The 26396-nt window shown below is 57.7% G+C and carries 23 protein-coding genes and 1 pseudogene; 9 read left to right on the top strand and 15 right to left on the bottom strand.

Annotation, left to right across the window (positions count from 1 at the left end):
* Window position 1: 1 nt before the first annotated feature.
* The 13 genes from lpxA to rpsB form a co-directional block, all read right to left on the bottom strand.
* Complete coding sequence (lpxA, locus tag BT119_RS11275) at window positions 2–778, bottom strand: acyl-ACP--UDP-N-acetylglucosamine O-acyltransferase (RefSeq protein WP_003364836.1); 777 nt, start codon at window positions 776–778, stop codon at window positions 2–4.
* On the bottom strand, window positions 775–1215 hold the full coding sequence (gene fabZ / locus BT119_RS11270) for a 3-hydroxyacyl-ACP dehydratase FabZ (RefSeq protein ID WP_002554719.1): 441 nt from the start codon (window positions 1213–1215) through the stop codon (window positions 775–777). Before fabZ ends, lpxA begins: the two co-directional genes overlap by 4 nt.
* A gap of 109 nt (window positions 1216–1324) precedes the next feature.
* On the bottom strand, window positions 1325–2380 hold the full coding sequence (lpxD, locus tag BT119_RS11265; protein ID WP_072365688.1) for a UDP-3-O-(3-hydroxymyristoyl)glucosamine N-acyltransferase: 1056 nt from the start codon (window positions 2378–2380) through the stop codon (window positions 1325–1327).
* Window positions 2381–2382: 2 nt separating this feature from the next.
* Window positions 2383–2886 (bottom strand): OmpH/Skp family outer membrane protein, encoded by a 504-nt coding sequence (locus BT119_RS11260; protein ID WP_003364839.1) that lies wholly within the window; start codon window positions 2884–2886, stop codon window positions 2383–2385.
* A gap of 45 nt (window positions 2887–2931) precedes the next feature.
* Window positions 2932–5328 carry an outer membrane protein assembly factor BamA gene (gene bamA / locus BT119_RS11255; protein WP_072365685.1) on the bottom strand — a complete coding sequence of 799 codons (2397 nt, stop codon included), beginning with the start codon at window positions 5326–5328 and terminating at the stop codon, window positions 2932–2934.
* Window positions 5329–5402: 74 nt separating this feature from the next.
* Entirely contained in the window at window positions 5403–6755 is a 1353-nt protein-coding gene (gene rseP, locus BT119_RS11250; RefSeq protein WP_072365682.1) for a sigma E protease regulator RseP, read from the bottom strand.
* Between the two features lie 117 nt (window positions 6756–6872).
* Window positions 6873–8063, bottom strand: coding sequence for a 1-deoxy-D-xylulose-5-phosphate reductoisomerase (gene ispC, locus BT119_RS11245; RefSeq protein WP_003364848.1), 1191 nt, complete (start codon window positions 8061–8063; stop codon window positions 6873–6875).
* A complete protein-coding gene (locus tag BT119_RS11240) occupies window positions 8060–8875 on the bottom strand; it encodes a phosphatidate cytidylyltransferase (RefSeq protein WP_003415535.1) in 816 nt (271 codons plus the stop codon). The genes ispC and BT119_RS11240 overlap by 4 nt, the downstream gene beginning before the upstream one ends.
* Window positions 8875–9630, bottom strand: a complete 756-nt coding sequence (uppS, locus tag BT119_RS11235) for a polyprenyl diphosphate synthase (protein WP_024661502.1) — start codon at window positions 9628–9630, stop codon at window positions 8875–8877. Before uppS ends, BT119_RS11240 begins: the two co-directional genes overlap by 1 nt.
* 16 nt (window positions 9631–9646) lie before the next feature.
* Window positions 9647–10204, bottom strand: coding sequence for a ribosome recycling factor (frr, locus tag BT119_RS11230; RefSeq protein ID WP_003433381.1), 558 nt, complete (start codon window positions 10202–10204; stop codon window positions 9647–9649).
* Window positions 10204–10944, bottom strand: a complete 741-nt coding sequence (pyrH, locus tag BT119_RS11225) for a UMP kinase (RefSeq protein WP_003364856.1) — start codon at window positions 10942–10944, stop codon at window positions 10204–10206. Before pyrH ends, frr begins: the two co-directional genes overlap by 1 nt.
* A 205-nt stretch (window positions 10945–11149) precedes the next feature.
* Window positions 11150–12013, bottom strand: coding sequence for a translation elongation factor Ts (gene tsf, locus BT119_RS11220; protein WP_003364858.1), 864 nt, complete (start codon window positions 12011–12013; stop codon window positions 11150–11152).
* Between the two features lie 190 nt (window positions 12014–12203).
* The gene (rpsB, locus tag BT119_RS11215) at window positions 12204–12947 is read right to left on the bottom strand and encodes a 30S ribosomal protein S2 (protein WP_003314293.1); all 744 of its coding nucleotides are present in this window, start codon (window positions 12945–12947) and stop codon (window positions 12204–12206) included.
* 313 nt (window positions 12948–13260) lie between these two features.
* Between rpsB and map the strand changes: the two genes are divergently transcribed.
* The 4 genes from map (at window position 13261) to BT119_RS11195 (ending at window position 19027) form a co-directional block, all read left to right on the top strand.
* A complete protein-coding gene (map, locus tag BT119_RS11210) occupies window positions 13261–14043 on the top strand; it encodes a type I methionyl aminopeptidase (RefSeq protein WP_003391089.1) in 783 nt (260 codons plus the stop codon).
* 65 nt (window positions 14044–14108) lie between these two features.
* Complete coding sequence (locus BT119_RS11205; RefSeq protein WP_072365680.1) at window positions 14109–16805, top strand: [protein-PII] uridylyltransferase; 2697 nt, start codon at window positions 14109–14111, stop codon at window positions 16803–16805.
* A 51-nt stretch (window positions 16806–16856) separates the two neighbouring features.
* A complete protein-coding gene (gene dapC / locus BT119_RS11200; protein WP_058416023.1) occupies window positions 16857–18050 on the top strand; it encodes a succinyldiaminopimelate transaminase in 1194 nt (397 codons plus the stop codon).
* Window positions 18051–18181: 131 nt separating this feature from the next.
* Window positions 18182–19027: a matrixin family metalloprotease gene (locus tag BT119_RS11195; RefSeq protein ID WP_072365678.1), complete on the top strand. Its 846-nt coding sequence runs from the start codon at window positions 18182–18184 to the stop codon at window positions 19025–19027.
* Window positions 19028–19121: 94 nt separating this feature from the next.
* On the opposite strand, the gene BT119_RS27180 is transcribed toward BT119_RS11195, so the two are convergent.
* Window positions 19122–19352 (bottom strand): hypothetical protein, encoded by a 231-nt coding sequence (locus BT119_RS27180; RefSeq protein WP_003314288.1) that lies wholly within the window; start codon window positions 19350–19352, stop codon window positions 19122–19124.
* Between the two features lie 232 nt (window positions 19353–19584).
* Between BT119_RS27180 and BT119_RS11185 the strand changes: the two genes are divergently transcribed.
* The 4 genes from BT119_RS11185 to BT119_RS11170 are packed head-to-tail and all read left to right on the top strand — an operon-like array spanning window position 19585 to window position 22683.
* Window positions 19585–19932, top strand: coding sequence for an ArsC family reductase (locus tag BT119_RS11185; RefSeq protein ID WP_003364871.1), 348 nt, complete (start codon window positions 19585–19587; stop codon window positions 19930–19932).
* A gap of 47 nt (window positions 19933–19979) precedes the next feature.
* Window positions 19980–21014, top strand: coding sequence for a 2,3,4,5-tetrahydropyridine-2,6-dicarboxylate N-succinyltransferase (dapD, locus tag BT119_RS11180; RefSeq protein ID WP_003364873.1), 1035 nt, complete (start codon window positions 19980–19982; stop codon window positions 21012–21014).
* 59 nt (window positions 21015–21073) lie between these two features.
* Entirely contained in the window at window positions 21074–22279 is a 1206-nt protein-coding gene (locus tag BT119_RS11175) for an aminotransferase class V-fold PLP-dependent enzyme (protein ID WP_003364876.1), read from the top strand.
* Entirely contained in the window at window positions 22276–22683 is a 408-nt protein-coding gene (locus BT119_RS11170) for a SufE family protein (protein WP_003364878.1), read from the top strand. The genes BT119_RS11175 and BT119_RS11170 overlap by 4 nt, the downstream gene beginning before the upstream one ends.
* On the opposite strand, the gene tcdA is transcribed toward BT119_RS11170, so the two are convergent.
* Complete coding sequence (gene tcdA, locus BT119_RS11165) at window positions 22674–23504, bottom strand: tRNA cyclic N6-threonylcarbamoyladenosine(37) synthase TcdA (RefSeq protein ID WP_072365676.1); 831 nt, start codon at window positions 23502–23504, stop codon at window positions 22674–22676. The genes BT119_RS11170 and tcdA overlap by 10 nt on opposite strands.
* A gap of 283 nt (window positions 23505–23787) precedes the next feature.
* Between tcdA and BT119_RS11160 the strand changes: the two are divergent.
* Window positions 23788–26301: pseudogene (locus BT119_RS11160) on the top strand (glycosyltransferase family 2 protein).
* Window positions 26302–26396 lie beyond the last annotated feature (95 nt).

The following is a 26396-nucleotide window of genomic DNA, read 5'->3' as shown; positions in this document are numbered from 1 at the left end:
ATTAGCGAATGATGCCGCGAGTCGACGTCTGAATGGACTGAAGAAATATGGCCACTTCAGGAAACTGCGCCGCAGGCTCTGCCAGATCGGCCAGCGCCTGGCCGATGGTCAGACCCTGACGATAAACCGTCTTGTAGGCTCTGCGCAGCGCATGAATGGCTTCTTCGGAGAAACCCCGACGGCGCATGCCCTCGAAGTTCATGCTGCGCGCCTCGGCCGGATTGCCAAACACCGTGACGAACGCAGGTACATCCTTGCCGATCGCAGTGCCCATGCCGGAGAAGCTGTGCGCACCGATATGGCAGAACTGATGGACCAGAGTAAAGCCCGACAGGATAGCCCAGTCATCCACATGAACATGGCCTGCCAGGGCGGTGTTGTTGACCAGAATCACGTGGTTGCCGATCACGCTGTCGTGCCCGATATGGGCATAGGCCATGATCAGGTTGTGATCGCCCAGCGTGGTTTCGGCACGGTCCTGAACGGTCCCGCGGTGAATGGTCACGCCTTCGCGGATCACGTTGTGATCGCCGATGACAAGGCGGGTTTCCTCGCCCTTGTATTTCAGATCAGGCGTGTCTTCACCCACCGATGAAAACTGGTAGATACGGTTGTGCTTGCCGATTCTGGTTGGCCCCTTGAGGACAACGTGAGGACCGACAACTGTACCCTCGCCAATTTCCACACCGGGTCCGATGATCGACCAAGGGCCGACCTCAACATTGTCGGCCAGAACGGCCGTCGGATCGATGATTGCGCGAGGGTCAATCAAACTCATAGTTTGCGTTCCGCACAGATGATTTCGGCAGAGCAGACTGCCTTGCCATCAACGGTAGCCTTGCATTCGAACTTCCAGATCTGACGTTTGCTGCTCAGGAACTTCGCCTCGAGAACCAGTTGGTCGCCCGGCAGGACCGGCTGACGGAAACGCAGTTTGTCCGAGCCCACGAAATAATAGAGCGTGCCGTCCGAAGGCTTGGAATCGAGCATCTTGAACGCAAGAATACCGGCAGCTTGCGCCATCGCTTCGATGATCAGCACGCCGGGCATGATGGGATGCTCGGGAAAGTGACCGTTGAAGAAAGGCTCATTGACGCTGACATTCTTGTAGGCGCGAATGTTCTTGTTCTCGATATCCAGCTCGGTCACGCGATCCACCAGCAGGAACGGGTAACGATGAGGCAGGTATTCGCGAATTTCTTTGATGTCCATCATTTCGAGGGGAAGCCTGTAGTAAAGATTAGGAGTGCGTCGCGACTGCGCAGCACCCCTCTACATCAAGGAGGCAGTTTATCGACTGAGCACGCTTGATATTAAAAAGGTATCAGCCATCAGATGAGCGATTATCAGCGCAGGTCACCGTCTCTATGGCCTTTTCAAGCTTTTGCAGACGTCGCGCCATATCATCGATTTTGCGCAGACGAGCTGCACTCTTGCGCCACTCGCCGGCCGGCTGCATGGCCGTACCGGACGAGTAGGAACCCGGCTCGGTAATGGAATGCGTCACCATCGTCATGCCGGTGATGAAAACACCATCACAAATCTCGATATGCCCCACCAGACCAACACCACCAGCAAGCATGCAATGCTTGCCGATTTTAGTGCTTCCGGAAATGCCGACACACGCGGCCATCGCCGTGTGGTCGCCAATCTGAACGTTGTGAGCAATCTGAATCTGGTTATCCAGTTTCACGCCATTGCCAATGCGTGTGTCAGCCAGTGCACCGCGATCGATCGCCGTATTAACACCGATCTCGACGTCATCACCCACGGTGACGCCGCCGATTTGTGCGATTTTCTGCCAGACACCCTTTTCATTGGCAAAGCCGAAACCTTCACCGCCCAGCACAGCACCCGACTGAATGACCACACGCTTGCCGATGCGCACATCGTGATAAAGCGTCACACGGGGTGCCAGCCAGCCGCCTTCACCGATCTCGCAGCTAGCGCCGATGAAGCAGTGCGCACCGATGGTGACACCTGCTGCAATGCGCACACCGCTCTCGATCACGGCAAAAGCGCCAATGCTGGCGGCAGGATCAATCAGTGCATCCTCGGCAATCAAGGCCGTCGGATGAACGCCCGCGCTGCTTTTAGGCTTGGGATCGAAAAAATGCGAAATACGGGCATAAGCCAGATAAGGATCCGGGACCAATAGCGCATCTCCGGTGTAGCTGTCGGCATCTGCGGGCTTGAGCAGCACGGCAGCAGCCTGGGCATCGACCAGGAATTGACGGTATTTGGATTTTGCCAGAAAACTGATTTGACCAGGGCCAGCCTCTTCTAAAGAGGCCAGCCCGGTGATGTCCTTGTCCTTGTCGCCACGTAACGTGGCACCAAGGAACTCGGCCAACTGACCGAGTTTGATGGTTATGCTCATGGTTACTTCAGCTGGTTCATGCGCTCGATGACCTGACGAGTCACGTCATACTGAGGCTTGACGTCGATCACCGCACCGCGCTCGAAAACCAGGTCGAAACCACCTTTCTTGATGACTTCTTCTACAGCCTGATCCAGCTTCGGCTTCAACTGCTTGAGCATTTCACGGTCAGCAACGGCCTTGGCTTCGTTCAGTTCCTTGGACTGGAACTGGAAGTCGCGGGCCTTTTGCTTGAATTCAAGCTCCAGACGCTCGCGCTCAGGCTGAGCCATCTTGTCGCCACCGCTGACCAGACGATCCTGGATACCCTTGGCGCTGCTTTCCAGACTTTTCAGCTTGGTCAGTTGCGGACCGAATTTTTTCTCGGCATCGACAGCGTATTTCTTCGCAGCGTCAGATTCCAGCAAGGCCATCTGATAGTTAAGTACCGCAATTTTCATGTCGGCGAATGCAGGGCTTGCGACCAGTACGGTTGCCAGCATTACCAGTTGAGTCAACTTACGCACAATACAACTCCTACAAAATTCGTTGCGTTATCAAAGATCAGACGCTTAGAAGGTCTGACCCAGGGAGAATTGGAAAACCTGCGTTTCGGCTTCGTCGTCCGGCTTCTTGATCGGCATCGCCAGAGCGAAGCTCAGCGGGCCGAGTGCGGTGATCCAGGTGACGCCGATACCCACAGAGCTGGCCATGCCGGAAAGGTCGATGTTGTTGCACTCGACGGACTTGCCAACGGCATTTGTCTTTTTCGAGTCGCAATTGGTATCGAAGACGTTACCCACGTCCCAGAACACAGACGTACGCAGCGAGCGCTGATCCTTGACGAATGGCAGTGGGAACATGACTTCTACGCCCCCCTGAACAAGGGCATTACCACCGAACGGCAGCGGATCCTGATCGGGGTCACGCAGAGTACCGGGCTTGCCCAGGCCGCTGGGATCATCAGCTCCGCGACTAGGCGTACTACGCGGACCGAGAGTGCTGTCCTTGAAGCCGCGTACCGAGTTGAAACCGCCCGCGTAGTAGTTCTCGTAGAACGGCAGACCCGAGGTCGAACCGTAGCCGTCACCGTAACCCAGCTCGGTGTGCAGACGCAGGGTGTAGTTATCGGTGATCGGGTGGAAGTACTGAGCACGGTAATCCAGCTTGAAGAACGACAGGTCGCTGCCCGGCAAGGTGGATTCGAACACCAGGCTTTGCGAGTGACCACGGGTCGCCAGCACGCCTTTGTTCAGAGTCGATTCAGACCAGCCAATCGAGCCCTTGAAGTTCAGGTACTTGTCGCCTTCTTTTTCGACAAAGTCGAAGATCTCGTCAACGGTGTACTTGCCGGTCTTGATCTCATCCTGCTGCACGGTCAGGCCGTAGGTCAGGCGCGAAGTCTCGCTGATCGGGTAGCCGAGGTTGATACCGGCACCCAGGCTGTCAACCGCATAGCTTGCAACATCAACGTCGAGGTCATCGTAGTTAGTGGTGCGGTAGAACGCGCTGTAACCCAGGCTGACACCGTCCGGCGTGTAGTACGGATCGACGTAGCTGAAGTTGTAACGGCTCTGGTATTCGCTGCGGGTCAGACCGATGCTGACCTTGTTACCAGTACCCAGGAAGTTGTTCTGGCTGATCGAACCACCGAGGATCAGACCGGCGCTTTGCGCGAAGCCGACGCTGGCGGTGATCGAGCCGGACGCCTGCTCTTCAACGGCGTAGTTCACATCGACCTGATCGTCGGTGCCTGGAACAGGTGGCGTCTCGACGTTGACTTCCTTGAAGAAGCCCAGACGATCCAGACGGGTTTTCGACTGGTCGATCAGGTAGGTCGATGCCCAGCCGCCTTCCATCTGACGCATTTCGCGACGCAGCACTTCGTCTTCCGACTTGGTGTTGCCGCGGTAGTTGATACGGTTGACGTAGGCACGCTTGCCCGGGTCGACGACAAAGGTGATATCAACCGTGTGGTCTTCGTTGTTCGGCGTCGGCACGCCGTTGACGTTGGCGAAGGTATAGCCTTCGTTACCCAGACGACGGGTGATCAGTTCGGACGTCGTGGTCATGACCTTGCGCGAGAAGACCTGGCCCGGCTGCACCAGCAACAGGGATTTGACCTGGTCTTCAGGGACCTTGAGGTCACCGCTCAGCTTGACCGACTTGACGCTGTACTTCTCGCCTTCGTTGATGTTGACCGTGATGTACACGTTCTTCTTGTCAGGCGTGATAGACACCTGGGTCGAGGCGATATCCATGTTGATATAGCCGCGATCGAGGTAGTACGAACGCAGACGCTCAAGGTCACCCGACAGCTTTTCACGGGCGTACTTGTCATCATTCTTGAAGAACGACAGCCAGTTGCTGGTCTTGAGCTCGAACAGGTCGGTCAGGTCTTCATCGGAGAAGACCGTGTTGCCCACCACGTTGATGTGTTGAATGGAGGCTACGGTGCCTTCATTGATGTTGATCTTCAGGCCTACACGGTTGCGCGGCTGAGGAACGACCTCGGCGTCAACCTCGGCAGAGTAACGGCCCTGGGCAACGTATTGACGTTGCAGCTCGTTACGCACACCTTCGAGGGTTGCACGCTGGAAAATCTCACCTTCGGCCAGACCGGACTGTTTCAGCCCCTTCATCAGGTCCTCGGTGGAAATGGCCTTGTTACCCTCGATTTCGATACTCGCAACCGAAGGGCGCTCGACGACATTGATGACGAGCACGTTGCCGTCGCGACCCAGCTGGATATCTTGAAAGAAACCGGTTTTAAACAGCGAACGGGTAGCATCGACCAAACGACCATCGTCCGCCTGCTCGCCTACGTTCAGCGGCAATGCACCAAAGACACTGCCGGCGGATACCCGCTGCAGGCCGTTGACACGGATATCGGAGATGGTGAAGGACTCGGCGTGAACTTCAGCGATCATCAGTGCGGAAAGAACCGCAGTTAGCAGCAGACGTTTCATGAAGTCCTTTCTTATTCCAACTGGCAATAAACAAACTGCCGCAAAATGCGGCAGATTCGCAACTCGGCAACGCTTTACAGTCGGCCCAGATCGTTGACCAGCGCGAGCAACATTACGCCCACTACCAGACTGATACCGATCTGTGCCCCCCAACTTTGAACCTTTTCCGAAAGGGGACGACCACGCGCCCACTCGATCAGATAAAACAGCAAATGCCCCCCGTCCAGGACGGGAATGGGCAGCAGATTCAGAACACCCAGGCTAATACTCAGATAAGCGAGGAAGTTCAGAAAATCTCCGATGCCCGACTGGGCCGAAGCGCCCGCCACTTTAGCAATGGTTATCGGTCCACTCAAGTTTTTTACCGAGAGCTCGCCGAACAACATTTTCTTCAGCGAGTCCAGGGTCAGCACACTCATGTTCCAGGTGCGCTTCACACCCTCGGCCATCGCCGCGAAAGGCCCGTAACTGACCTCGCGCAGCATTTCCGGTGGCCAATCGACAGCTTTCACACCAGCACCGAGGTAACCCGCGGCAGCCTTGCCCTCGCCCTTGGCCGCGAGAGTCACCGGCACGTCCATTTGCACGCCGTCGCGCTCGATGCGCAGCGAAATCTTCGCCTCAGGACGCTCGCGTACCCGATCGACAACCTGTTGCCACTCATTGAGCGACTGACCGTCCATCGAAACCAGACGATCACCTGTTTTAAGCCCCGCGCTCTGCGCTGGACCTTTCGGATCGATTTCTGCCAGCACCGGCAACAGCGCGGGACGCCACGGACGAATACCCAGCGACTTGATCGGATCAGGCTCTTCTGCGCCCCTCAGCCAGTCATTGAGTACCAGCTCATGGGAGGTGTCGACCGTAGAACCCTGATCCCTGACCTTCAAAGCGATAGTACCGCTTTCACCCAGACGACGGACCAGTTGCAGGTTGACCCCGGCCCAACCAGAAGTAGGCTCGCCATCGACAGCGACGATTTCCTGTCCAGCCGTCAGGCCAGCCTGCTGGGCGATACTTCCGGCCTCCACTGCGCCGATAACCGGACGCACCTGCTCACTGCCCATCATCGCCAGCACCCAGAAAAATGCGATGGCGAGAAGGAAGTTGGCTGTCGGGCCGGCGATCACGATGGCGATGCGCTGCCCTACTGTCTTGCGATTGAACGATTGGTCAGCGAGCTCGGGCGGAACATTACCCTCGCGCTCGTCGAGCATTTTCACATAGCCGCCCAGAGGGATGGCAGCCACCACGTATTCTGTGCCCTGACGGTCATGCCAGCGCAGCAGAGGCGTGCCGAAGCCTACTGAAAAACGCAGCACTTTGACGCCACAACGACGCGCCACCCAGAAGTGGCCGAATTCGTGGAAGGTCACCAGCACGCCCAGCGCAATCAGGGTGCCGAGAATCATGTATAAAGCGCTCATCAGTCTTCTCCGGGTACCGACTGGTCGGCCAGTGTGTTAATCATTGCAGGCCTTCAGGCCCGCCGTTGACGCACCACATCAACCCTTTCACTCACACCCTGACGGGTTTTCAGGTCGCTATCGCCCGTGTCTCTCAAGCCATTGGCCTGCCAGCAAACGCGCCTTCGCGTCAGCTGCGAACACCGCATCCAGCCCTTCGACCGCGGTGACAGGCTCGTGATCGAGAACCTCCTCGATAATACCGGCGATTTCCAGGTAGCGGATACGCCCTTCGAGGAATGCCGCAACGGCCACTTCATTGGCCGCGTTGAGCATGGCAGGTGCACTGCCCCCAGCCTCCGCCGCCTGTCGGGCCAGCCGCAGACAAGGGAATCGTTCCTCGTCCGGCGCCTGAAAATCAAGCTGGCCGATACGAAACAGATCCAGTGGCGCAACGCCAGAGTCTACACGCGCAGGCCATGCCAGTGCATTGGCGATGGGGGTACGCATGTCGGGATTTCCCAACTGAGCCAGCACCGAGCCATCGACATAGTCGACCAGCGAGTGGATCACGCTTTGCGGGTGAATGACCACCTCGACCTGATCCGGACGCGCATCGAACAGCCAGCAGGCTTCGATCAGCTCGAGCCCCTTGTTCATCATGGTCGCCGAATCGACGGAGATCTTGCGCCCCATCGACCAGACCGGATGGGCACAAGCCTGCTCTGGCGTAACATTCTGCAACTGCTCCAGCGGCGTTTCGCGGAACGGTCCGCCCGAGGCAGTCAGCATGATCCGCCGGACACCGACGGCACCCAGCCCGCGGGCGAAGTCGCCGGGCAGGCACTGGAAGATCGCATTGTGCTCGCTGTCGATGGGCAACAGCACAGCGCCATTTTGCCTAACAGCCTGCATGAACAGGGCGCCGGACATGACCAGCGCTTCCTTGTTGGCCAGCAATACCTTCTTGCCCGCTTCCACCGCAGCCAGCGTCGGACGCAAGCCGGCAGCCCCGACAATGGCGGCCATGACCGCATCGACCCGTGGGTCAGCGGCCACTTCGCACAAACCGCCCTCGCCGACCAGCACCCGGGTATCGAGCCCGGCAGCCGCCAGGTCATCCTGCAGTTTGCGGGCGACCACCTGATCAGGCACTACGGCGTATTGCGGCGTGTGCCTGATGCACAAGGCCAGCAGTTCGTTCAGACGGCTGAAGCCGGTGAGCGCGAACACTTGATAAAGCGTTGGATGACGGGCAACGACATCCAGAGTGCTCAGTCCGATGGAACCGGTTGCACCCAGAATGGTAATTTGTTGCGGCCCACTCACATGACACCCCAGTCAGCGGCCCAGAGCAGAACGGCAAATACCGGGATGGCCGCCGTGAGGCTGTCGATACGGTCCAGCACCCCGCCGTGGCCAGGCAACAGATTGCTGCTGTCCTTGACCCCGGACTGGCGCTTGAACATGCTTTCGGTCAGGTCGCCAATCACCGAGATGAATACGATCACCGCTGCGCCGAAGAGCGCCGCAATGAACTGCGCAACCGTCCAGTCGCGGGAAAAGCCCACTGCTGCCGTGATGCCCAGACTGACCACCAGACCGCCATATACGCCCTCCCAGCTCTTGCCAGGGCTCACCTTGGGCGCAAGCTTGCGCTTGCCAAAAGCCTTGCCGGAGAAATAAGCACCAATGTCGGCGGCCCAGACCAGCACCATTACCGACAGAATCAGCCAGTTACCCAGCGGCCATTGCTTGATCAGAACCAGACCCTGCCATGCAGGCAGCAGAATCAGAAGACCGATGACCAGCTTGCACGCTGCACTTGCCCAGTGACTGCTCGAGTCCGGATAGGTAAGGACCAGAAAGGTCGCAACGCCCCACCAGATGACTGCGGCAACCAGCACCCAGGGCTCCAGCCCCGGCAGCAGGTACATGAGAAAAAGCAGAACAGCGACCACAGCCGCATAGCCGATACGCATCGACTGTGCGGCAAAACCTGCGAGTCGTGCCCATTCCCAGGCACCCAGAACCACGACCACCCCGATGAACAGGGCGAAGTACATGCCGGTCAGCAGGAAAAACCCGCACAAGGCGATAGGCAACAGAATGAGTGCCGTGATGATCCGTTGTTTCAGCATTAAGCCCGGGCTCCAGCTTCTACCTGTTCGCTGGTTTTACCGAAGCGACGTTGGCGAGAAGCGAAATCTGCCAGCGCAGCGCGCATGGCATCGTGTTTGAAGTCCGGCCAGAACAGGTCGGAGAAGTACAGCTCGGCGTAGGCCAGCTGCCAAAGCAGGAAGTTGCTGATGCGGTGCTCACCGCCGGTGCGGATGCACAGATCCGGCAACGGCAGGTCGCCGGTGGCCAGACAGGTCTGCAACAACTGGGGAGTAATGTCCTCCGGCTGCAGATGTCCGGCCTGAACCTCACGCGCCAGCCGCTGGGCGGCCTGCGCGATGTCCCACTGCCCACCGTAGTTGGCAGCGATCTGCAGCACGAAGCGGCTGTTGCCGGAGGTGCGCACTTCCGCCTCGCGCATGGCCGCCTGAAGTTCAGGGTGAAAGCGCGAGCGGTCGCCGATGATACGCAGGCTGATCTCGTTTTCGTTCAGGCGCTTGGTTTCACGGCGCAACGCCGTGAAGAACAGCTCCATCAGCGCACCCACCTCTTCGGCCGGGCGCTGCCAGTTTTCACTGGAAAACGCGAACAGTGTCAGCACTTCGACCCGGGCTTCAGCGCAGACCTCGATAACGGCCCGCACAGCATCGACACCCGCCTTGTGGCCTGCAACGCCTGGCAGCAGGCGCTTCTTGGCCCAGCGATTATTACCATCCATGATAATCGCGACATGGCGCGGCACCGAAGGCGTCACGGCCGGTTTTATCTTTTCCATGAAAGCGTCCGAAACCTTAAACAGCCATCAGATCGGCTTCTTTCTGCTTGACCGCAACTTCGATTTCCGCCACGAACTTGTCAGTCAGCTTCTGTATGTCGTCAGCCGCACGACGCTCTTCGTCTTCGCTGATTTCCTTCTCCTTGACCAGGTCTTTCAACTGGCTCAAGGCGTCACGGCGAATGTTACGGACGGCCACACGGGCATCTTCTGCGGCATCACGCGCCTGCTTGGTGAAGCCCTTACGGGTTTCTTCGGTCAGCGCCGGCATGGAGATCAGCAGCAACTCACCCAGGTTGGTCGGGTTGAAACCCAGACCGGAGCTCTGGATGGCCTTGTCGACAGCGGCCAGCATGTTGCGCTCGAACGCTACGACCTGAAGGGTACGCGAGTCCTTGACGGTGACGTTGGCCACCTGGCTGAGCGGGGTATCGGCACCGTAGTAAGGAACCATGACACCACCAAGGATGCTCGGATGCGCTTTGCCGGTACGGATACGGGTGAACGCATGGGTCAGCGATTCCAGACTCTTCTGCATGCGGGTCTGAGCGTCTTTCTTGATTTCGTTGATCATTATTGTGCTTCCTCGATCAGGGTCCCTTCAGCGCCACCATGGACGATATTCAGAAGAGCACCCGGCTTGTTCATGTTGAAGACGCGCAATGGCATCTTGTGATCGCGACACAGGCAGATTGCGGTCAGATCCATCACACCCAGCTTGCGATCCAGCACTTCATCGTAGGTCAGATGATCGAACTTCTCGGCATTCGGGTCCTTGAACGGATCTGCAGTGTAGACACCGTCCACCTTGGTGGCCTTGAGCACTACATCGGCGTCGATCTCGATCGCTCGCAGGCAGGCAGCCGAGTCGGTCGTAAAGAACGGATTACCAGTGCCGGCAGCAAAAATCACCACTTCCTTCGAGCTGAGATGGCGCATGGCCTTGCGGCGGTCGTAATGATCGGTCACGCCTACCATGGAAATGGCCGACATCACGATGGCGGTGATATTAGCGCGCTCCAGCGCATCGCGCATTGCCAGGGCGTTCATCACAGTGGCCAGCATGCCCATGTGATCGCCTGTCACCCGATCCATGCCCGCAGCACTCAAGGCCGCGCCACGAAACAGGTTGCCGCCGCCGATCACCAGACCGACCTGAACGCCGATACCGACCAGCTGGCCGACTTCCAGCGCCATGCGATCCAGCACCTTGGGATCGATGCCGAACTCTTCCGAGCCCATGAGGGCCTCACCGCTAAGCTTGAGTAGAATGCGTTTATAGCGAGCCTGATAACCACTGCCCTGCTGAGCCATTGCGAATCTCTCCTGCGGCGTTTTCTGAAAAAAATCTGTGCGGGCTATTTCAAGCCTGCGCTTACTTTAGCTTGACGCTTTGCGCGCGTCGGGAGAATGCAGCCTTGTGGGCACAATCTCCAAGGAAAATTTCCCTTTCTCTTTCGACAAAGAGGCCGCACGCGTGAGCGGGCAGCCTCTTTGGGGCGACAGTTGAAAAACCGTCTTACTGCTTGGCGGCAGCCAGTTGAGCAGCCACTTCGTCAGCGAAGTTATCAACTGGCTTCTCGATGCCGTCGCCTACTTTGAAGTAGGTGAAGGAAACGATTTCAGCGCCGGCTTTCTTGGCCAGATCACCGACCTTGACTTCCGGGTTCTTGACGAAGGCTTGCTCGACCAGGCTGGCTTCTGCCAGGAACTTGGTGATACGACCGCCAACCATTTTCTCAACGATGTCAGCCGGCTTGCCTTTGATCTTGTCTTCGTTCAGTTGCAGGAAGACATTCTTCTCGCGCTCGATCGCTTCAGCAGACACTTCCGAAGGGAACAGGAACTCAGGGTTGCTTGCCGCTACGTGCATGGCGATATCTTTGGCCAGCTCGACGTCGCCACCCTTGAGGGTAACAACTACGCCGATCTTGTTGCCGTGCAGGTAAGTACCTACAACATCACCTTCGATACGCTTCAGGCGACGGATGTTGACGTTTTCGCCAACCTTGCCGACCAGTACCAGACGTGCAGCTTCCTGAGCTTCGATCAACGGAGCGGCATCAGTCATCTTGTCAGCGAAGGCTTTTTCGACGCTTGCAGCAACGAAAGCCTTGAAGTCGTCTTGCAGGGCCAGGAAGTCGGTCTGCGAGTTGACTTCGATGATGACAGCGGCTTTACCGTCGTCCTTGATGGCGATAGCGCCTTCAGCAGCCACGTTACCTGCTTTCTTGGCGGCCTTGATGGCGCCGGAAGCACGCATATCGTCGATTGCTTTTTCGATGTCGCCGCCAGCCTTGGTCAAGGCCTTTTTGCAATCCATCATGCCTTCGCCGGTACGCTCGCGCAGTTCTTTGACCAACGCTGCAGTAATCTCTGCCATTTCAAAATCCTCTTGGATAGGTCTTCAACCATTCCACCCGACAGGCCGGGCGTGCAATTCTTGAAAAATCAGGGTGGCAGCAACACATGACAGCGAGGTCATGGTTACAGACCGACAAATCATTTCCTAGGTGGCAAAAAGGGGGCTAAGCCCCCTTTTCGCGTACTGAGTAAACGCCAGGCGTTTGTACTCAGCCTTCTACAGCAGCTGCAGCTGGAGCTTCTTCGACGAAAACGTCGGTGCCGCCAGCAACATTGTTACGACCACGGATAACAGCATCAGCCATCGAACCCATGTACAGCTGGATGGCGCGGATTGCGTCATCGTTGCCCGGGATGATGTAGTCAACGCCTTCCGGGCTGCTGTTGGTATCGACGACGCCGATAACCGGGATGCCCAGCTTGTTGGCTTCGGTGATCGCGATGCGCTCGTGATCAACGTCGATGACGAACAGAGCGTCCGGCAGACCGCCCATGTCCTTGATACCACCCAGGCTGCGATCCAGTTTTTCCAGATCACGGGTACGCATCAGGGCTTCTTTCTTGGTCAGCTTGGCGAAAGTACCGTCTTCAGCCTGTACTTCCAGCTCACGCAGACGTTTGATCGACTGACGGATGGTCTTGAAGTTGGTCAGCATGCCGCCCAACCAGCGATGGTCGACGTACGGCGAACCGCAACGTGCTGCTTCTTCAGCAACGATCTTGCCAGCGGAACGCTTGGTGCCGACGAACAGAATCTTGTTTTTGCCCGAAGCCAGGCGCTCAACGAAAGTCAGAGCTTCGTTGAACATAGGCAGGGTTTTTTCAAGGTTGATGATGTGAATCTTGTTACGCGCGCCGAAAATGTACTTACCCATTTTCGGATTCCAGTAACGGGTCTGGTGGCCGAAGTGGCAACCAGCCTTCAGCATATCGCGCATATTGACTTGGGACATAAATAGTTCCTTGATAAGTCGGGTTAGGCCTCCACGTATCCCAATGACCAACCAATGGCATCTGCCAAGGGCACCCAGGTCATCGTGTCGACACGTGTGTGGGTTTGTGCTTCAAGGACGGACCTTGGAAAGCGGCGCATTTTATATCATAAAAGGGAAGAGAACGGAACTCCCATCAAGTGCTTGTTTTGCGGTGACTTTGCAGCTTCATGGACAGCCTATAGAAGGAAGCGATGATTACCCGGCACCGGCGGTCTGATAGAATTGCGCCTTTGCGCACCAACCGCGTGCCTGCCACGCCGAGAGAATTCGTATGACCATCACCCTCAAAACCCCGGAAGACATCGAAAAGATGCGCATCGCCGGTCGCCTGGCCGCCGATGTTCTGGAAATGATAGCGCCGCACGTCAAGCCCGGTGTGACCACCGAAGAGCTGGACCGCCTCTGCCACGACTATATCGTCAACGAACAGAAGGCGATCCCGGCCCCGCTGAACTACAAGGGCTTCCCCAAGTCGATCTGCACCTCGATCAACCAGGTGGTCTGCCACGGCATCCCGAGCGACAAGAAGCTGAAGGACGGTGACTCGCTGAACATCGACGTCACTGTCATCAAGGACGGCTACCATGGCGACACCAGCAGGATGTTCCATGTCGGCACCGTTCCGGTATGGGCCGAGCGCCTGTCGAAGGTGACTCAGGAGTGCCTGTACAAGGCCATCGAAATCGTCAAGCCCGGCACGCGCCTGGGGGACATCGGCGCCGTCATCCAGAAACACGCTGAAAAGAACGGTTTCTCCGTGGTTCGCGAGTTCTGTGGTCATGGCATCGGCAAGGTGTTTCATGAAGAGCCGCAGGTCATGCACTTTGGCGAGGCCGGAACCGGTATCGAACTGCAGGAAGGCATGACCTTCACCATCGAGCCGATGATCAACCAGGGGCGCCCTGAAACCAAGATCCTCGGCGATGGCTGGACGGCGATCACCAAGGACCGCAAGCTCTCGGCGCAATGGGAACACACGCTGCTGGTGACCGCCGACGGTTACGAAATCTTCACCTTGCGCAGCGACGACACCATTGCCCAAAAGGCTCCCTGACCCGAGTCTGCCCCGCTGAACCCAGGCCCGTCACTTGCACAGCCCGACACGAGGAATACTGCTCAATGCCGCAAGTAGATCCAGACTTGTTCGATCGTGGCCAGTTCCAGGCCGAACTGGCCTTGAAAGCCAGCCCCATCGCTGCGTTCAAGAAGGCCATCCGCAAAGCGAGAGACGTCATTGATGAGCGCTTCCGGTCGGGCCGTGACATTCGACGACTGATCGAGGACCGGGCATGGTTTGTCGATAACATCCTGCAAAAGGCCTGGGATCAGTTCGAATGGAGTGAAGACGCCGACATCGCGCTCCTGGCAGTGGGTGGCTATGGCCGCGGCGAGCTGCACCCGTACTCGGACATCGATCTGCTGATCCTGCTGGACAGCGACGACCACGAAGTTTTCCGCGAACCCATCGAGCGGTTTCTGACGCTGCTGTGGGACATCGGCCTGGAAGTCGGACAGAGCGTACGCTCGGTCAACGAATGCGCACAGGAAGGCCGCGCCGACCTGACCGTGATCACCAATCTGATGGAAAGCCGCACCATCGCCGGCCCCGAGCATCTGCGCCAGCGCATGCTGGAAGTCACCAGCACCGAGCACATGTGGCCGAGCAAGGAGTTCTTCCTCGCCAAGCACGCGGAACAGAAAAAACGTCACCACAAGTACAACGACACCGAATACAACCTGGAACCCAACGTCAAGGGTTCTCCAGGCGGCCTGCGCGATATTCAGACCATCCTCTGGGTAGCGCGACGCCAGTACGGCACGCTGAACCTGCATGCGCTGGCAGGCGAAGGCTTCCTGCTGGGCAGCGAAAACGCCCTGCTCGCCTCCTCTCAGGAGTTTTTGTGGAAGGTGCGTTACGCGCTGCACATGCTGGCCGGACGCTCCGAGGACCGGCTTCTGTTCGATTATCAGGTACGCATCGCCGGCTTGCTGGGCTATGAAGACAACGATGCCAAGCTGGCCATAGAGCGCTTCATGCAGAAGTACTACCGAGTGGTCATGAGCATCGCCGAACTCAGCGATCTGATCATCCAGCATTTCGAAGAAGTGATTCTTTCCGACGACAGCGGTACGGCACAGCCGATCAATTCACGCTTTCAGTTGCACGACGGGTATATAGAAGCTACCCACCCGAACGTCTTCAAGCGCACCCCGTTTGCCATGATCGAAATCTTCGTGCTCATGGCCCAGCATCCGGAAATAAAGGGTGTGCGTGCCGACACCATTCGTTTGCTGCGTGAACATCGTCACCTGATCAACGATGACTTCCGCAATGATATTCGCAACACCAGCCTGTTCATCGAGCTGTTCAAGTGCGAAATCGGCATTCATCGCAACCTGCGCCGGATGAACCGCTACGGCATTCTCGGCCTGTACCTGCCCGAGTTCGGCCATATCGTCGGCCAGATGCAGCATGACCTGTTTCACATCTATACCGTCGATGCGCACACGCTGAATCTGATCAAACACCTGCGCAAGCTGCAATACACCGAAGTGTCCGAGAAATTTCCGCTGGCCAGCAAGATCATGGGCCGTCTGCCCAAGCCGGAGTTGATCTACCTGGCCGGGCTTTATCACGACATCGGCAAGGGTCGTGGCGGTGATCACTCGGAGCTGGGCGCAATCGACGCACAGGCGTTCGGCACGCGCCATCATCTGCCTGCGTGGGACACCCGGCTCATCGTCTGGCTGGTGAGCAACCACCTGGTGATGTCGACCACCGCCCAGCGCAAGGACCTTTCCGACCCGCAGGTCATCCACGACTTTGCCCAGTTCGTGGGCGATGAAGTGCATCTGGATTACCTGTATGTGCTGACCGTCGCCGACATCAATGCGACCAATCCGACGCTCTGGAACTCGTGGCGTGCCAGCCTGCTGCGCCAGCTGTACACCGAGACCAAGCGAGCCTTGCGCCGCGGCCTGGAAAATCCGGTCGACCGCGAAGAACAGATTCGTCGCACACAGACTGCCGCGCTGGATATTCTGGTACGCAACGGCACCGATCCGGATGACGTCGAGCAGCTCTGGTCAGCGCTGGGCGACGATTACTTCCTGCGTCACACCGCAGGCGATGTGGCCTGGCATAGCGATGCAATTCTGCAGCAACCGGCCGACGGCGGTCCGTTGGTGCTGATCAAGGAGACCACGCAGCGTGAATTCGAGGGCGGTACACAGATCTTCATTTACGCCCCGGATCAGCATGATTTCTTCGCGGTGACCGTGGCGGCGATGGACCAGCTGAACCTGAACATTCATGACGCGCGCATTATTACGTCCAGCAGCAAATTCACACTCGACACCTACATCGTTCTCGACCATGAAGGCGGTTCGATCGGCAACAATCCGGAGCGGATTCAGGATATCCGCGAAGGCCTGACCGAGGCCCTGCGCAACCCGGATGATTACCCGACAATCATTAAGCGCCGCGTGCCACGGCAGCTCAAGCACTTTGCTTTCGCACCGCAAGTCACCATTCACAACGACGCCCAGCGTCCGGTGACCGTACTCGAGTTGCTGGCACCGGATCGCCCCGGCCTGCTGGCGCGCATCGGCAAAATCTTCCTGGAATTCGACCTGTCCCTGCAAAACGCCAAAATTGCGACGCTGGGCGAACGTGTGGAAGACGTGTTCTTCATCACCGACGCCAACAATCACCCACTGTCCGATCCACAATTGTGCCGCCAGTTGCAGGATGCAATCGTCAAGCAACTGAGCGTCAACTCAGAGCCAGGCGGCGATTTACGGATCAGCATATGAATACTCGGTCATACGAATCGACTCAACGCAGCTCATTGAGGAACACGTTCCATGAATAACGCCATGCAACTGCTTCAGCCTTACCCATTCGAGAAGCTGCGCGCTTTGCTGGCCGGCGTAACGCCCAATCCGGAAAAGCGTCCGGTAGCGCTGTCGATTGGCGAACCGAAGCACCGCTCCCCCGATTTCGTTGCCAAGGCGCTGGCCGACAACCTTGATCAGATGGCGGTTTACCCGACCACGCTGGGTATTCCGGCACTGCGCGAAGCCATTGCCGGCTGGTGCAGCCGTCGGTTCGATGTGCCACAGGGCTGGATCGATCCGGCGCGCAATGTACTACCGGTCAATGGCACGCGCGAAGCGCTGTTCGCCTTCACCCAGACCGTGGTCAATCGCAGTGATGACGGCCTGGTGATCAGCCCGAATCCGTTTTACCAGATCTATGAAGGCGCCGCTTTTCTGGCCGGAGCCCAGCCGCACTACCTGCCATGCCTGAGCGAGAACGGTTTCAATCCCGATTTCGATGCCGTCAGCCCGGATATCTGGAAGCGTTGCCAGATCCTCTTTCTGTGCTCGCCGGGCAACCCGACCGGCGCACTGATTCCGGTTGAAACCCTGAAAAAGCTCATTGCCCTGGCTGACGAACATGACTTTGTCATTGCTGCGGACGAGTGCTACAGCGAGCTGTACTTCGACGAACAAACCCCGCCGCCGGGCCTGCTCAGCGCCTGCGTCGAGCTGGGCCGCAAGGATTTCAAACGCTGCGTGGTCTTCCACAGCCTGTCCAAGCGCTCCAATCTGCCGGGCCTGCGCTCCGGTTTTGTGGCGGGTGACGCGGAGATCCTCAAGGCCTTCCTGCTGTATCGGACCTACCACGGCTGCGCCATGCCGGTTCAGACTCAACTGGCCAGCATCGCGGCCTGGAATGATGAGGAGCACGTACGCGCCAACCGTGATCTGTACCGCGAGAAGTTCGCTGCGGTGCTCGACATCCTGAGCCCGGTGCTCGACGTTCAGCACCCGGACGGCGGCTTTTACCTGTGGCCGAATGTTGGTACCGATGACGCTGCATTTTGCCGCGATCTGTTCGTCGATCAGCACGTCACCGCAGTACCGGGCTCGTACCTTTCCCGCGAAGTGGACGGCGTCAACCCTGGCGCAGGCCGGGTGCGTCTGGCACTCGTGGCACCGTTGGCGGAATGCATCGAAGCGGCCGAACGTATCCGCGCCTTCCTGAGCAAGTAAAAGCCAAACCCAAAAAAATCACCCCGCCGCATGCAATGTGCGGCGGGGTAATTAGTTACCACCTCCCGCCCGCTGCGTGAACGTACTCTCAACCTTCATTTTTCATGCTTCCGGACACGGAGCGAATCACCATGAAGGCCAATCCCATGCCCGCATCCACTGCTCCCAAAGGCGTAAAACTGCCCGCATCCTGCTGCATGCGCAGCGCTGGAAATCACCAGGCTTCGTATGAAGCAGCGATTCACGAAAATCCCGCCAACGCGGCTATCAACCCTGCGTACAACTCAGAAACCGACGACACCGGCCAGCCAAGGCAGCAGGTGCGCCTGCTGGTTTCGTTCAGCAAATACTGGGCTCGCGGGCGAACCCTGAAAGTTCTTTTCCTTAAGAATCCTCCAGCCACCCTCACAGCCCCCATCGTGGAAGCGGCAAGCAAATGGCTGCCGCACATAAACCTGAAATTCGAGTTCGTGACGGACGGAGCGAGCGATATCCGAATTGGCTTCAATGAACATCTGAACTGGAGCGCCATAGGCACCGATACCCTGCTGGCCGAGCCTGATGAATCGACCATGGAGTTCAACGTCAAAGAACTGTACGCGGCGGACCTGAAACCAATGCCGGACCTGACGCGTATCGTTCTGCATGAATTCGGACACGCATTGGGCGCGGTTCACGAGCATCAACATCCGCAGGCAAACATCCCCTGGAACGAACCACTGGTGCGCTCACTGCTTTCGCAAACCGGGTTGAGTGACGAAGAGATCAATACCAATTTCTTCGACAGGTACGAGGCCGCCGATTTCCACCATTCGGCTTACGATCGTGATTCGGTCATGCATTTCGATATCCCCAACGGCCTGACCCTCGGCGATTTCGAGATCATCAATGTGGGCAAGACGCTCAGCAGCAATGATATCGCCGTGATGAGCGCCATCTACGCGGACCGGAGCAACTCGAAATTCGAAACGCCCTGACAGGACAGCGTTCGAACAGGTGCTGATCCTGCTGCAATCAACAGTGCGCCATACGTTTCGCACGTGTGGCGTGACCGCCTGAGAAAAGTGCTGACTATTCTCGGGTTCGCAGCTTTTCAGCTACCCAGCCGACCGCCCAACTGACAGGATCATGAGACTGCATGGGCAGCAACGGCTTTCCTTCACGAGCAGCCAGCCTGCCCTGGGCTTCGGCTTCACCGTGAATCCAGAGGGTACTTTGCTTGAATCCCTCGGCACGTTGACGCTCCCTGTAATAACGCTGCCGGACAAGCGCTTCCTGACGCTTCTTCTCTTGCTCAGACATAACGCACCCAAACTTCAAATGACGGGTAATAATTGCCCGCAGCAGCCAGCGACTCAAGCGTGAGCGGGTGAAGTTTTCTTAATGATGGTTAGCCTTATTATCTAGTTTCCGTTCAGTCTCCGTACTGGCGCTGTCACAACACTGAACGGAATGACGTGGCATAATAGTCGGCTAAATTGCGAGGAGAGGACGTGGGGAGTATCGAGCAAGATCAGCCACCCCACCTTAAACAATGACTTACACTCTGTTTGGCATCAAAGCCTGCGACACGATGAAAAAGGCCCGTACCTGGCTCGACGAGCATTCGGCGAGCTACGAATTTCACGACTACAAGACCCAGGGCATCGACCGCGAGCACCTCGAGCAGTGGTGCAATGAACACGGATGGCAGGTTGTGCTGAACCGCGCAGGCACGACCTTTCGCAAGCTCGAAGACGGACAAAAGGCCGATCTCGACCAGGCGAAAGCCATAGAACTGATGCTCGCGCAGCCGTCCATGATCAAGCGTCCAGTGCTTGATCTGGGCAATAAAACCCTGATCGGCTTCAAGCCTGACCTGTATGCAGCGGCTTTACAGTAAGCCAGAGCGCTACTGAAAGCCCCTTGATAAAGCCACGAGGTATTTACATGTCCACCACCCTGTTCAGCCTGGCCTTCGGCGTCGGCACCCAAAATCGTCAAGGCGCATGGCTTGAAGTATTTTATGCTCAGCCTCTGATCAATCCTTCTGCGGAACTGGTCGCGGCCATCGCACCGGTTCTGGGTTACACCGGCGGCAACCAGGCAATCACCTTCAATGTCGATCTGGCCTACAAGCTGGCCGAAGCGGTCAAATCCGTGGACACGACTCAAGCCGCACTGCTGACTCGACTGGCCGAAAGCCAGAAGCCGCTGGTCGCGACCCTGCTGGCTGAAGACGCCACACTGACGTCGACTCCCGAGGCGTACCTCAAGCTGCATCTGCTGTCGCACCGCCTGGTCAAGCCGCACGGTCTGAACCTGGCAGGCATCTTCCCTTTGCTGCCAAACGTGGCCTGGACCAGCCAGGGCGCGGTCGACCTGGTCGAACTGGCCGAGCGTCAACTCGAAGCACGCCTCAAGGGCGAGCTGCTGGAAGTATTCTCGGTCGACAAATTCCCGAAAATGACCGATTACGTTGTGCCGAGCGGCGTTCGTATCGCTGACAGCGCTCGCGTGCGTCTGGGCGCCTATATCGGCGAAGGCACGACCGTCATGCACGAAGGCTTCGTCAACTTCAATGGCGGCACCGAAGGCCCGGGCATGATCGAAGGCCGCGTTTCCGCCGGCGTATTCGTCGGCAAGGGTTCGGATCTGGGCGGCGGCTGCTCGACCATGGGTACGCTGTCCGGTGGCGGCAACATCGTCATCAAGGTCGGTGAAGGCTGTCTGATTGGCGCCAACGCCGGCATCGGCATCCCGTTGGGTGATCGCAACACCGTGGAGTCGGGTCTGTATGTGACCGCAGGTACCAAGGTCGCGCTGCTCGACGAAAACAATGAGCTGGTCAAGATCGTCAAGGCCCGTGAGCTGGCAGGTCAGACAGACCTGCTGTTCCGTCGCAACTCTCAGACCGGCGCAGTGGAATGCAAAACCCACAAGTCGGCCATCGAGCTGAACGAAGCACTGCACGCTCATAACTGATGCTGTGTGCGGGTTCGAGGCCGATGGCGTTGAACCCGCCTCCACACGCTGGACGAACAATGCCCCTCTTCTCTCCCTGGCGCAGCGACTTCCCCGCACTCGCCGCTCTGCAACGGCAAGGCCAGACCTATCTGGACAATGCCGCCACGACGCAGAAGCCTCAGGCGCTGATCGACGCCCTGACTCATTACTACACCAACGGTGCCGCCAACGTGCATCGTGCCCAGCATCTGCCCGGCGCGCACGCCACCCAGGCGTTCGAGGCCAGCCGTGGCAAGGTCGCCCACTGGCTGAATGCCGGTGAACACGGCCAGATCATCTTCACCCACGGCGCAACGTCTGCGCTGAACCTGCTGGCCTACGGGCTGGAACATGAATTCGCTGCGGGCGACGAAATCGCCATCAGCGCGCTGGAACATCACGCCAATCTGCTGCCATGGCAGCAACTGGCTCAGCGACGCGGCCTGAAACTGGTAATTCTGCCGCTGGACATTGATGGCGTGATCGACTGCGATGCGGCAGCCAACCTGATCGGACCGCGCACACGCCTGCTCGCAGTCACCCAGCTCTCAAACGTGCTCGGCACCTGGCAACCCTTGGCCCGCCTCATCGCACTGGCCAAGACCCAAGGCGCACTCACCGTCGTGGACGGCTCACAAGGCGTGGTGCACGGACGCCACGATGTGCAGGCGCTGGGTTGCGATTTTTATGTGTTTTCCAGCCACAAACTGTACGGCCCGGAAGGACTCGGCGTGCTTTACGGACGCAACGAGGCGCTGCCCAGCCTCGCGCATTGGCAGTTCGGCGGCGAGATGGTGCTGACGGCCGATTATCAGCACGCGAAATTTCGTCCGGCACCCCTGGGTTTCGAAGCCGGCACCCCGCCCATCGCCAGCGTGATCGGTCTGGGCGCTACGCTGGGTTATCTGGACAGTCTCGACCATCAGGCGGTTGCAGAACATGAAGCCAGACTGCACCGTCGCCTGCTCGAGGGCCTGCAGCAGCGGGACGGCATTCAGGTCCTGGGCTCGCCGGATCTGGCACTGGTCAGCTTCGTCGTCGACGGTATTCACAATGCCGATGTGGCCCACCTGCTGACCGAACAGGGCATAGCCGTACGCGCCGGTCATCACTGCGCGATGCCGCTGTTCAAGACCCTTGGCCTGCCCGGCGCGATTCGGGTGTCACTGGCGCTGTACAACGATTCGGACGATCTGCTGCAGTTCTTCAGCGCACTGGATCAGGCACTGGAGCTGCTTCGATGAGCCTGCCCGCATTGGCGCAAACTGCGCTCGACAGTTTTTCCCGGCAACAAGGCTGGGAACAGCGCGCGCGCCTGCTGATGCAATGGGGCGATCAACTGGCGCCGTTGAGTGACGAAGAAAGGACCGACGACAATCTGGTGCACGGTTGTGAAAGCAAGGTCTGGCTGACCGGCGAAGTCAGCGACGACGCTTGGCTGTTTCGAGCTGCGAGCGACGCTCGACTGATTCGCGGTCTGGTAGCGCTGCTGCTGGCGCGTGTCAACGGCCTGTCGGAACGAGAACTGGCAGCCGTGGATTTACCTGACTGGTTCAATCGATTGGGACTCGCCCGCCAACTCTCACCCTCGCGCAGCAACGGCCTGAATGCCGTACTGCAGAAGATGCGCCATCTGACTCAAGCCTGATCGGGCGTTGCAGCCGCTGGCTTGACCCGCTCCGAAGGCCGTCGCGTGCCCGCCACCAACTTGTCCACTGCACGGGTGGCGGCAACCATGCCAAAGGTCGCGGTCACCATCATCACGGCACCGAAACCACCGGCGCAATCGAGCTTTACGCCCTCGCCGACGAATTTCTTTTCCAGACAAATGCTGCCATCCGGCTTGGGGTAGCGCAGTTGCTCGCTGGAAAACACGCAAGGCACGCTGTAGTGACGGTTCGGCGTACGTGAAAAACCATAATCCCGACGCAGGGTCGAGCGCACCTTGGAGGCCAGCGGGTCATTGAAGGTGCGGTTCAGGTCGGCGATCTGAATCAGGGTCGGATCGATCTGCCCACCCGCCCCGCCGGTGGTGACCATCTGAATCTTGCGTCGTTTGCACCAGGAAATCAGCGCAGCCTTGGCATTGACGCTGTCGATACAGTCGATCACGAAGTCCATGTCAGGGGTAATGCACTCGGCCATGGTGTCGCGGGTCACGAAATCAGCCACGGCGTGGACAATGCAATCGGGGTTGATCGCGCGGATACGCTCAGCCATCACCTCGACTTTCGGCTGGCCGACCGTACCGCTCAGCGCATGCAACTGGCGGTTGCTGTTACTGACACAGACATCGTCCATGTCGAACAGCGAAATCTCGCCCACGCCACTGCGCGCCATCGCTTCCGCCGCCCAGGAGCCCACACCGCCGATACCCACCACCGCCACATGAGCCGCGCGCAGGCGTGCCAACCCCTCGATGCCATATAGACGGGCGATACCCGAGAACCGTGGATCTTCTGCGCTCATGATCAATACCTCAAAAACCGGCGCGCATTATAGGGGTTTGTCGACGGCAAGACACCTGACTTGTTCCCGGCAGGCGAGGTCGTTGTCCGTTGACAAGCTGCCCCAGAGACTCAAGGGAAGTAAAAAATAATGATCTCAGAACGCGATCAACGCTGACTGCTTAAACGCCATTCCGTTTTTGGAAAAGCCCGAGGAAAAGAGTCTAAGCATTGCAAACGGCAATGAATGAGGACGACTAAGGTTAATCAACGCGAAGGGAACTCGCGGCACCGGCGCAACAAGCATGGAGCACATTGCAGACATGGATGAATATTCAAACAAGGCAGGCACGTGGCTGAAAAACCTGTTCAAAACCAGGTTCAACTATCCGCCCAACTGGCCTGCAATGATCTCTGGCGTGGCCTACGCCCCTTTTCGACCGGGCCAAAGCCCCTACAAACAGATTTTTCCGACGCGTGATCAGATAAAAGAAGACCTGCTGCTACTTCGAAGCATTACACGTAATATAAGAACGTACTCGGTGGAAGGGACATTGATGCATATCCCCGAACTCGCCGAAGCACTGGGCATGAATGTCACGCTTGGCGTGTGGATAACAGAGGACGAAACGCACAATATCGAGGAAATAAATGCAGGGATCGAACTCGCCAACCGTTACTCCAGCGTGCAACGCCTGGTCTTGGGATAATGAAGTCCTGTTTCGTGATGATGTTCCCATCGACCTGCTTATTCTCTATCTGCAGACCGCACGACGCGCCGTCAATGTGCCTGTTTCGACCTCCGAGATATGGACACAATGGTACGAGACGCCGGAACTCGTCAGGTATGTCGACTTCATTGCCGCCCATATTTTGCCTTTCTGGGAAAGCGTTTCAGCGCTGGACGCGACCGCGATCACTCTGGCACACGCGAACGAACTGAGAACGAGATTCCCCGACACCCCCCTCATACTTTCCGAGATTGGCTGGCCGAGCAAGGCCATCGCCAAGAGGCGCATGACGACCTCTGACGCAGAGCACTCGATATACCTGCGCAACCAGATTCCATTACTGGATCAGCACGACCATGACTATTTCGTGATAGAAGCCTTCGATCAGCACTGGAAGACTGAAGAAGGTCTGCCCGGGCCTAATTGGGGTTTGTTCGATGCAAAGCGCAGATTAAAACTGCACATCAACGGCCCGGTAAAAATGCCGGTCAACATGCTCTCGGAAATACTCAGGCTTATCACCCGCCTTAAACCGGAGTCGTGGCCTACAGGCGCCTTGATAATCGTGCTGGCTTATTGCGTATTGTCAGGGTTCGGCATGCACTACTCACAGCCACTGCCCGCTTGGCTCGCGCTGCCTGTCGCCTTTATCTGGGCTGCCAGCGTGCTGACTTACGTGGGTATCGAAACGCACGAATTCCTCGAAGCCTGCTGGGGACCGGACACCCCACGGTCTTTCCGCCCCGTCCATCGTCCTGTTGGTCCCGCCCCGAAAGTTTCCCTGCATGTTCCGTGCTGCAACGAACCTCCGGATATGGTGAAACGGACCCTCGACTCGTTGCAAAAGCTGGACTACCCGGACTTCGAGGTGCTGGTCATCGACAACAATACTCAGGACCCGGCCATCTGGAAGCCTATCGAGCGATACTGTCAGCAGCTCGGCCCTCGGTTCCAGTTTTTTCATGTCAGTCCACTTCCCGGATTCAAAGCGGGTGCACTTAACTATCTCCTGAGACATACCGCTGAAGACGCAGAAGTAGTGGCAGTCATCGACGCTGATTACTGCGTCCATCGACAGTGGCTCAAACATATGGTGCCCCACTTCACGGACCCGAAGGTTGCAGTCATTCAATCGCCGCAGGATTATCGCGACGGTCACGAAAGCCTGTTCAAGTATTGCTGTCAGGCCGAGTACCAAGGTTTTTTAACATCGGCATGGTGATCCGTAACGATCACGATGCAATTATCCAGCACGGCACCATGACACTGATCCGCCGATCAGCACTGGACCGACTGGGCTGGGCGGAGTGGTGCATATGCGAAGACGCCGAACTTGGCCTGCGTATGCTGGAAAGTGGTTTCTCCACGGGTTACGCCGCTATCAGCTATGGCAAAGGGCTGACTCCCGATACGTTCATGGACTTCAAGAAACAACGATATCGCTGGGCATATGGAGCTATGCAGATCGTCAAGCGGCACGCCGGAAGCCTGATTGCAGGAAACTGCGCGTCCCTGAGCGCGATGCAACGCTACCATTTCATCGCGGGGTGGATGCCGTGGGTGGCAGAAGGCATGAATTATCTGTTAACGCTGGCTGCGTTGGCCTGGTCGATGGCAATGATCCTTAAGCCCGAGACTTTCGGGCCGCTGCCATGGATATTTTCCACGTCGTTGATACTGATGTTTGCCCTGCGCTCGTTAAAGATGATTGTGCTCTACCGGCAGTTGGTCAGCACACATACCAAAGAGGCACTGGCGGCGATACTGACCGGCATGGCGCTTTATCCGACCTTGGGCAAGGCAGTGCTGGCGGGGCTTTTCACCTCGGCAATGCCTTTCTACAGAACGCCCAAACATACCTCTGCAAACCGGATCGGACAAAACCTGCTCGATGTAAGGGAAGAACTGTCTACCTTGGCGATCTCCTGGATCGCGATTGTGCTTTTGCTCACAGGCAGGGCATCCATCGATATGAATTCCGGTTTCTGGATAACCATGCTGTTCGCACAATCACTCCCTTATCTGGCAGCCATTACCATGGCAATCCTGTCCGCTCGCGCAACCCGCCCCGCCCCATCCACAACCTGACCTATCCACAGCGCACGATAAACGACGGCCTCAGGTCGTCGTTTTGCTTTAAGATATCTGCCTTTTCGCGCCCAAAGTCTTGCTACCGGAGTTCT

This window comes from Pseudomonas sp. NFACC10-1 (assembly GCF_900119195.1).
Classification (GTDB): domain Bacteria; phylum Pseudomonadota; class Gammaproteobacteria; order Pseudomonadales; family Pseudomonadaceae; genus Aquipseudomonas; species Aquipseudomonas cerasi.
The sequence above is the reverse complement of the archived record's forward strand: the minus strand, read 5'-3'. Positions and strand labels throughout refer to the sequence as shown.

Bases quoted from the DNA above. Each gene is read 5' to 3' on its own strand.
- map (WP_003391089.1), top strand. From the start codon at position 13,261: ATGACCATCACCCTCAAAACCCCGGAAGACATCGAAAAGATGCGCATC.
- BT119_RS11185 (WP_003364871.1), top strand. From the start codon at position 19,585: ATGACTTACACTCTGTTTGGCATCAAAGCCTGCGACACGATGAAAAAG.
- BT119_RS11175 (WP_003364876.1), top strand. From the start codon at position 21,074: ATGCCCCTCTTCTCTCCCTGGCGCAGCGACTTCCCCGCACTCGCCGCT.
- BT119_RS11195 (WP_072365678.1), top strand. From the start codon at position 18,182: ATGAAGGCCAATCCCATGCCCGCATCCACTGCTCCCAAAGGCGTAAAA.
- rseP (WP_072365682.1), bottom strand. From the start codon at position 6,755: ATGAGCGCTTTATACATGATTCTCGGCACCCTGATTGCGCTGGGCGTG.
- lpxA (WP_003364836.1), bottom strand. From the start codon at position 778: ATGAGTTTGATTGACCCTCGCGCAATCATCGATCCGACGGCCGTTCTG.
- rpsB (WP_003314293.1), bottom strand. From the start codon at position 12,947: ATGTCCCAAGTCAATATGCGCGATATGCTGAAGGCTGGTTGCCACTTC.
- pyrH (WP_003364856.1), bottom strand. From the start codon at position 10,944: ATGGCTCAGCAGGGCAGTGGTTATCAGGCTCGCTATAAACGCATTCTA.
- bamA (WP_072365685.1), bottom strand. From the start codon at position 5,328: ATGAAACGTCTGCTGCTAACTGCGGTTCTTTCCGCACTGATGATCGCT.
- fabZ (WP_002554719.1), bottom strand. From the start codon at position 1,215: ATGATGGACATCAAAGAAATTCGCGAATACCTGCCTCATCGTTACCCG.
- BT119_RS11170 (WP_003364878.1), top strand. From the start codon at position 22,276: ATGAGCCTGCCCGCATTGGCGCAAACTGCGCTCGACAGTTTTTCCCGG.
- lpxD (WP_072365688.1), bottom strand. From the start codon at position 2,380: ATGAGCATAACCATCAAACTCGGTCAGTTGGCCGAGTTCCTTGGTGCC.
- BT119_RS27180 (WP_003314288.1), bottom strand. From the start codon at position 19,352: ATGTCTGAGCAAGAGAAGAAGCGTCAGGAAGCGCTTGTCCGGCAGCGT.
- frr (WP_003433381.1), bottom strand. From the start codon at position 10,204: ATGATCAACGAAATCAAGAAAGACGCTCAGACCCGCATGCAGAAGAGT.
- tsf (WP_003364858.1), bottom strand. From the start codon at position 12,013: ATGGCAGAGATTACTGCAGCGTTGGTCAAAGAACTGCGCGAGCGTACC.
- tcdA (WP_072365676.1), bottom strand. From the start codon at position 23,504: ATGAGCGCAGAAGATCCACGGTTCTCGGGTATCGCCCGTCTATATGGC.
- BT119_RS11205 (WP_072365680.1), top strand. From the start codon at position 14,109: ATGCCGCAAGTAGATCCAGACTTGTTCGATCGTGGCCAGTTCCAGGCC.
- dapC (WP_058416023.1), top strand. From the start codon at position 16,857: ATGAATAACGCCATGCAACTGCTTCAGCCTTACCCATTCGAGAAGCTG.
- dapD (WP_003364873.1), top strand. From the start codon at position 19,980: ATGTCCACCACCCTGTTCAGCCTGGCCTTCGGCGTCGGCACCCAAAAT.
- uppS (WP_024661502.1), bottom strand. From the start codon at position 9,630: ATGGAAAAGATAAAACCGGCCGTGACGCCTTCGGTGCCGCGCCATGTC.
- BT119_RS11240 (WP_003415535.1), bottom strand. From the start codon at position 8,875: ATGCTGAAACAACGGATCATCACGGCACTCATTCTGTTGCCTATCGCC.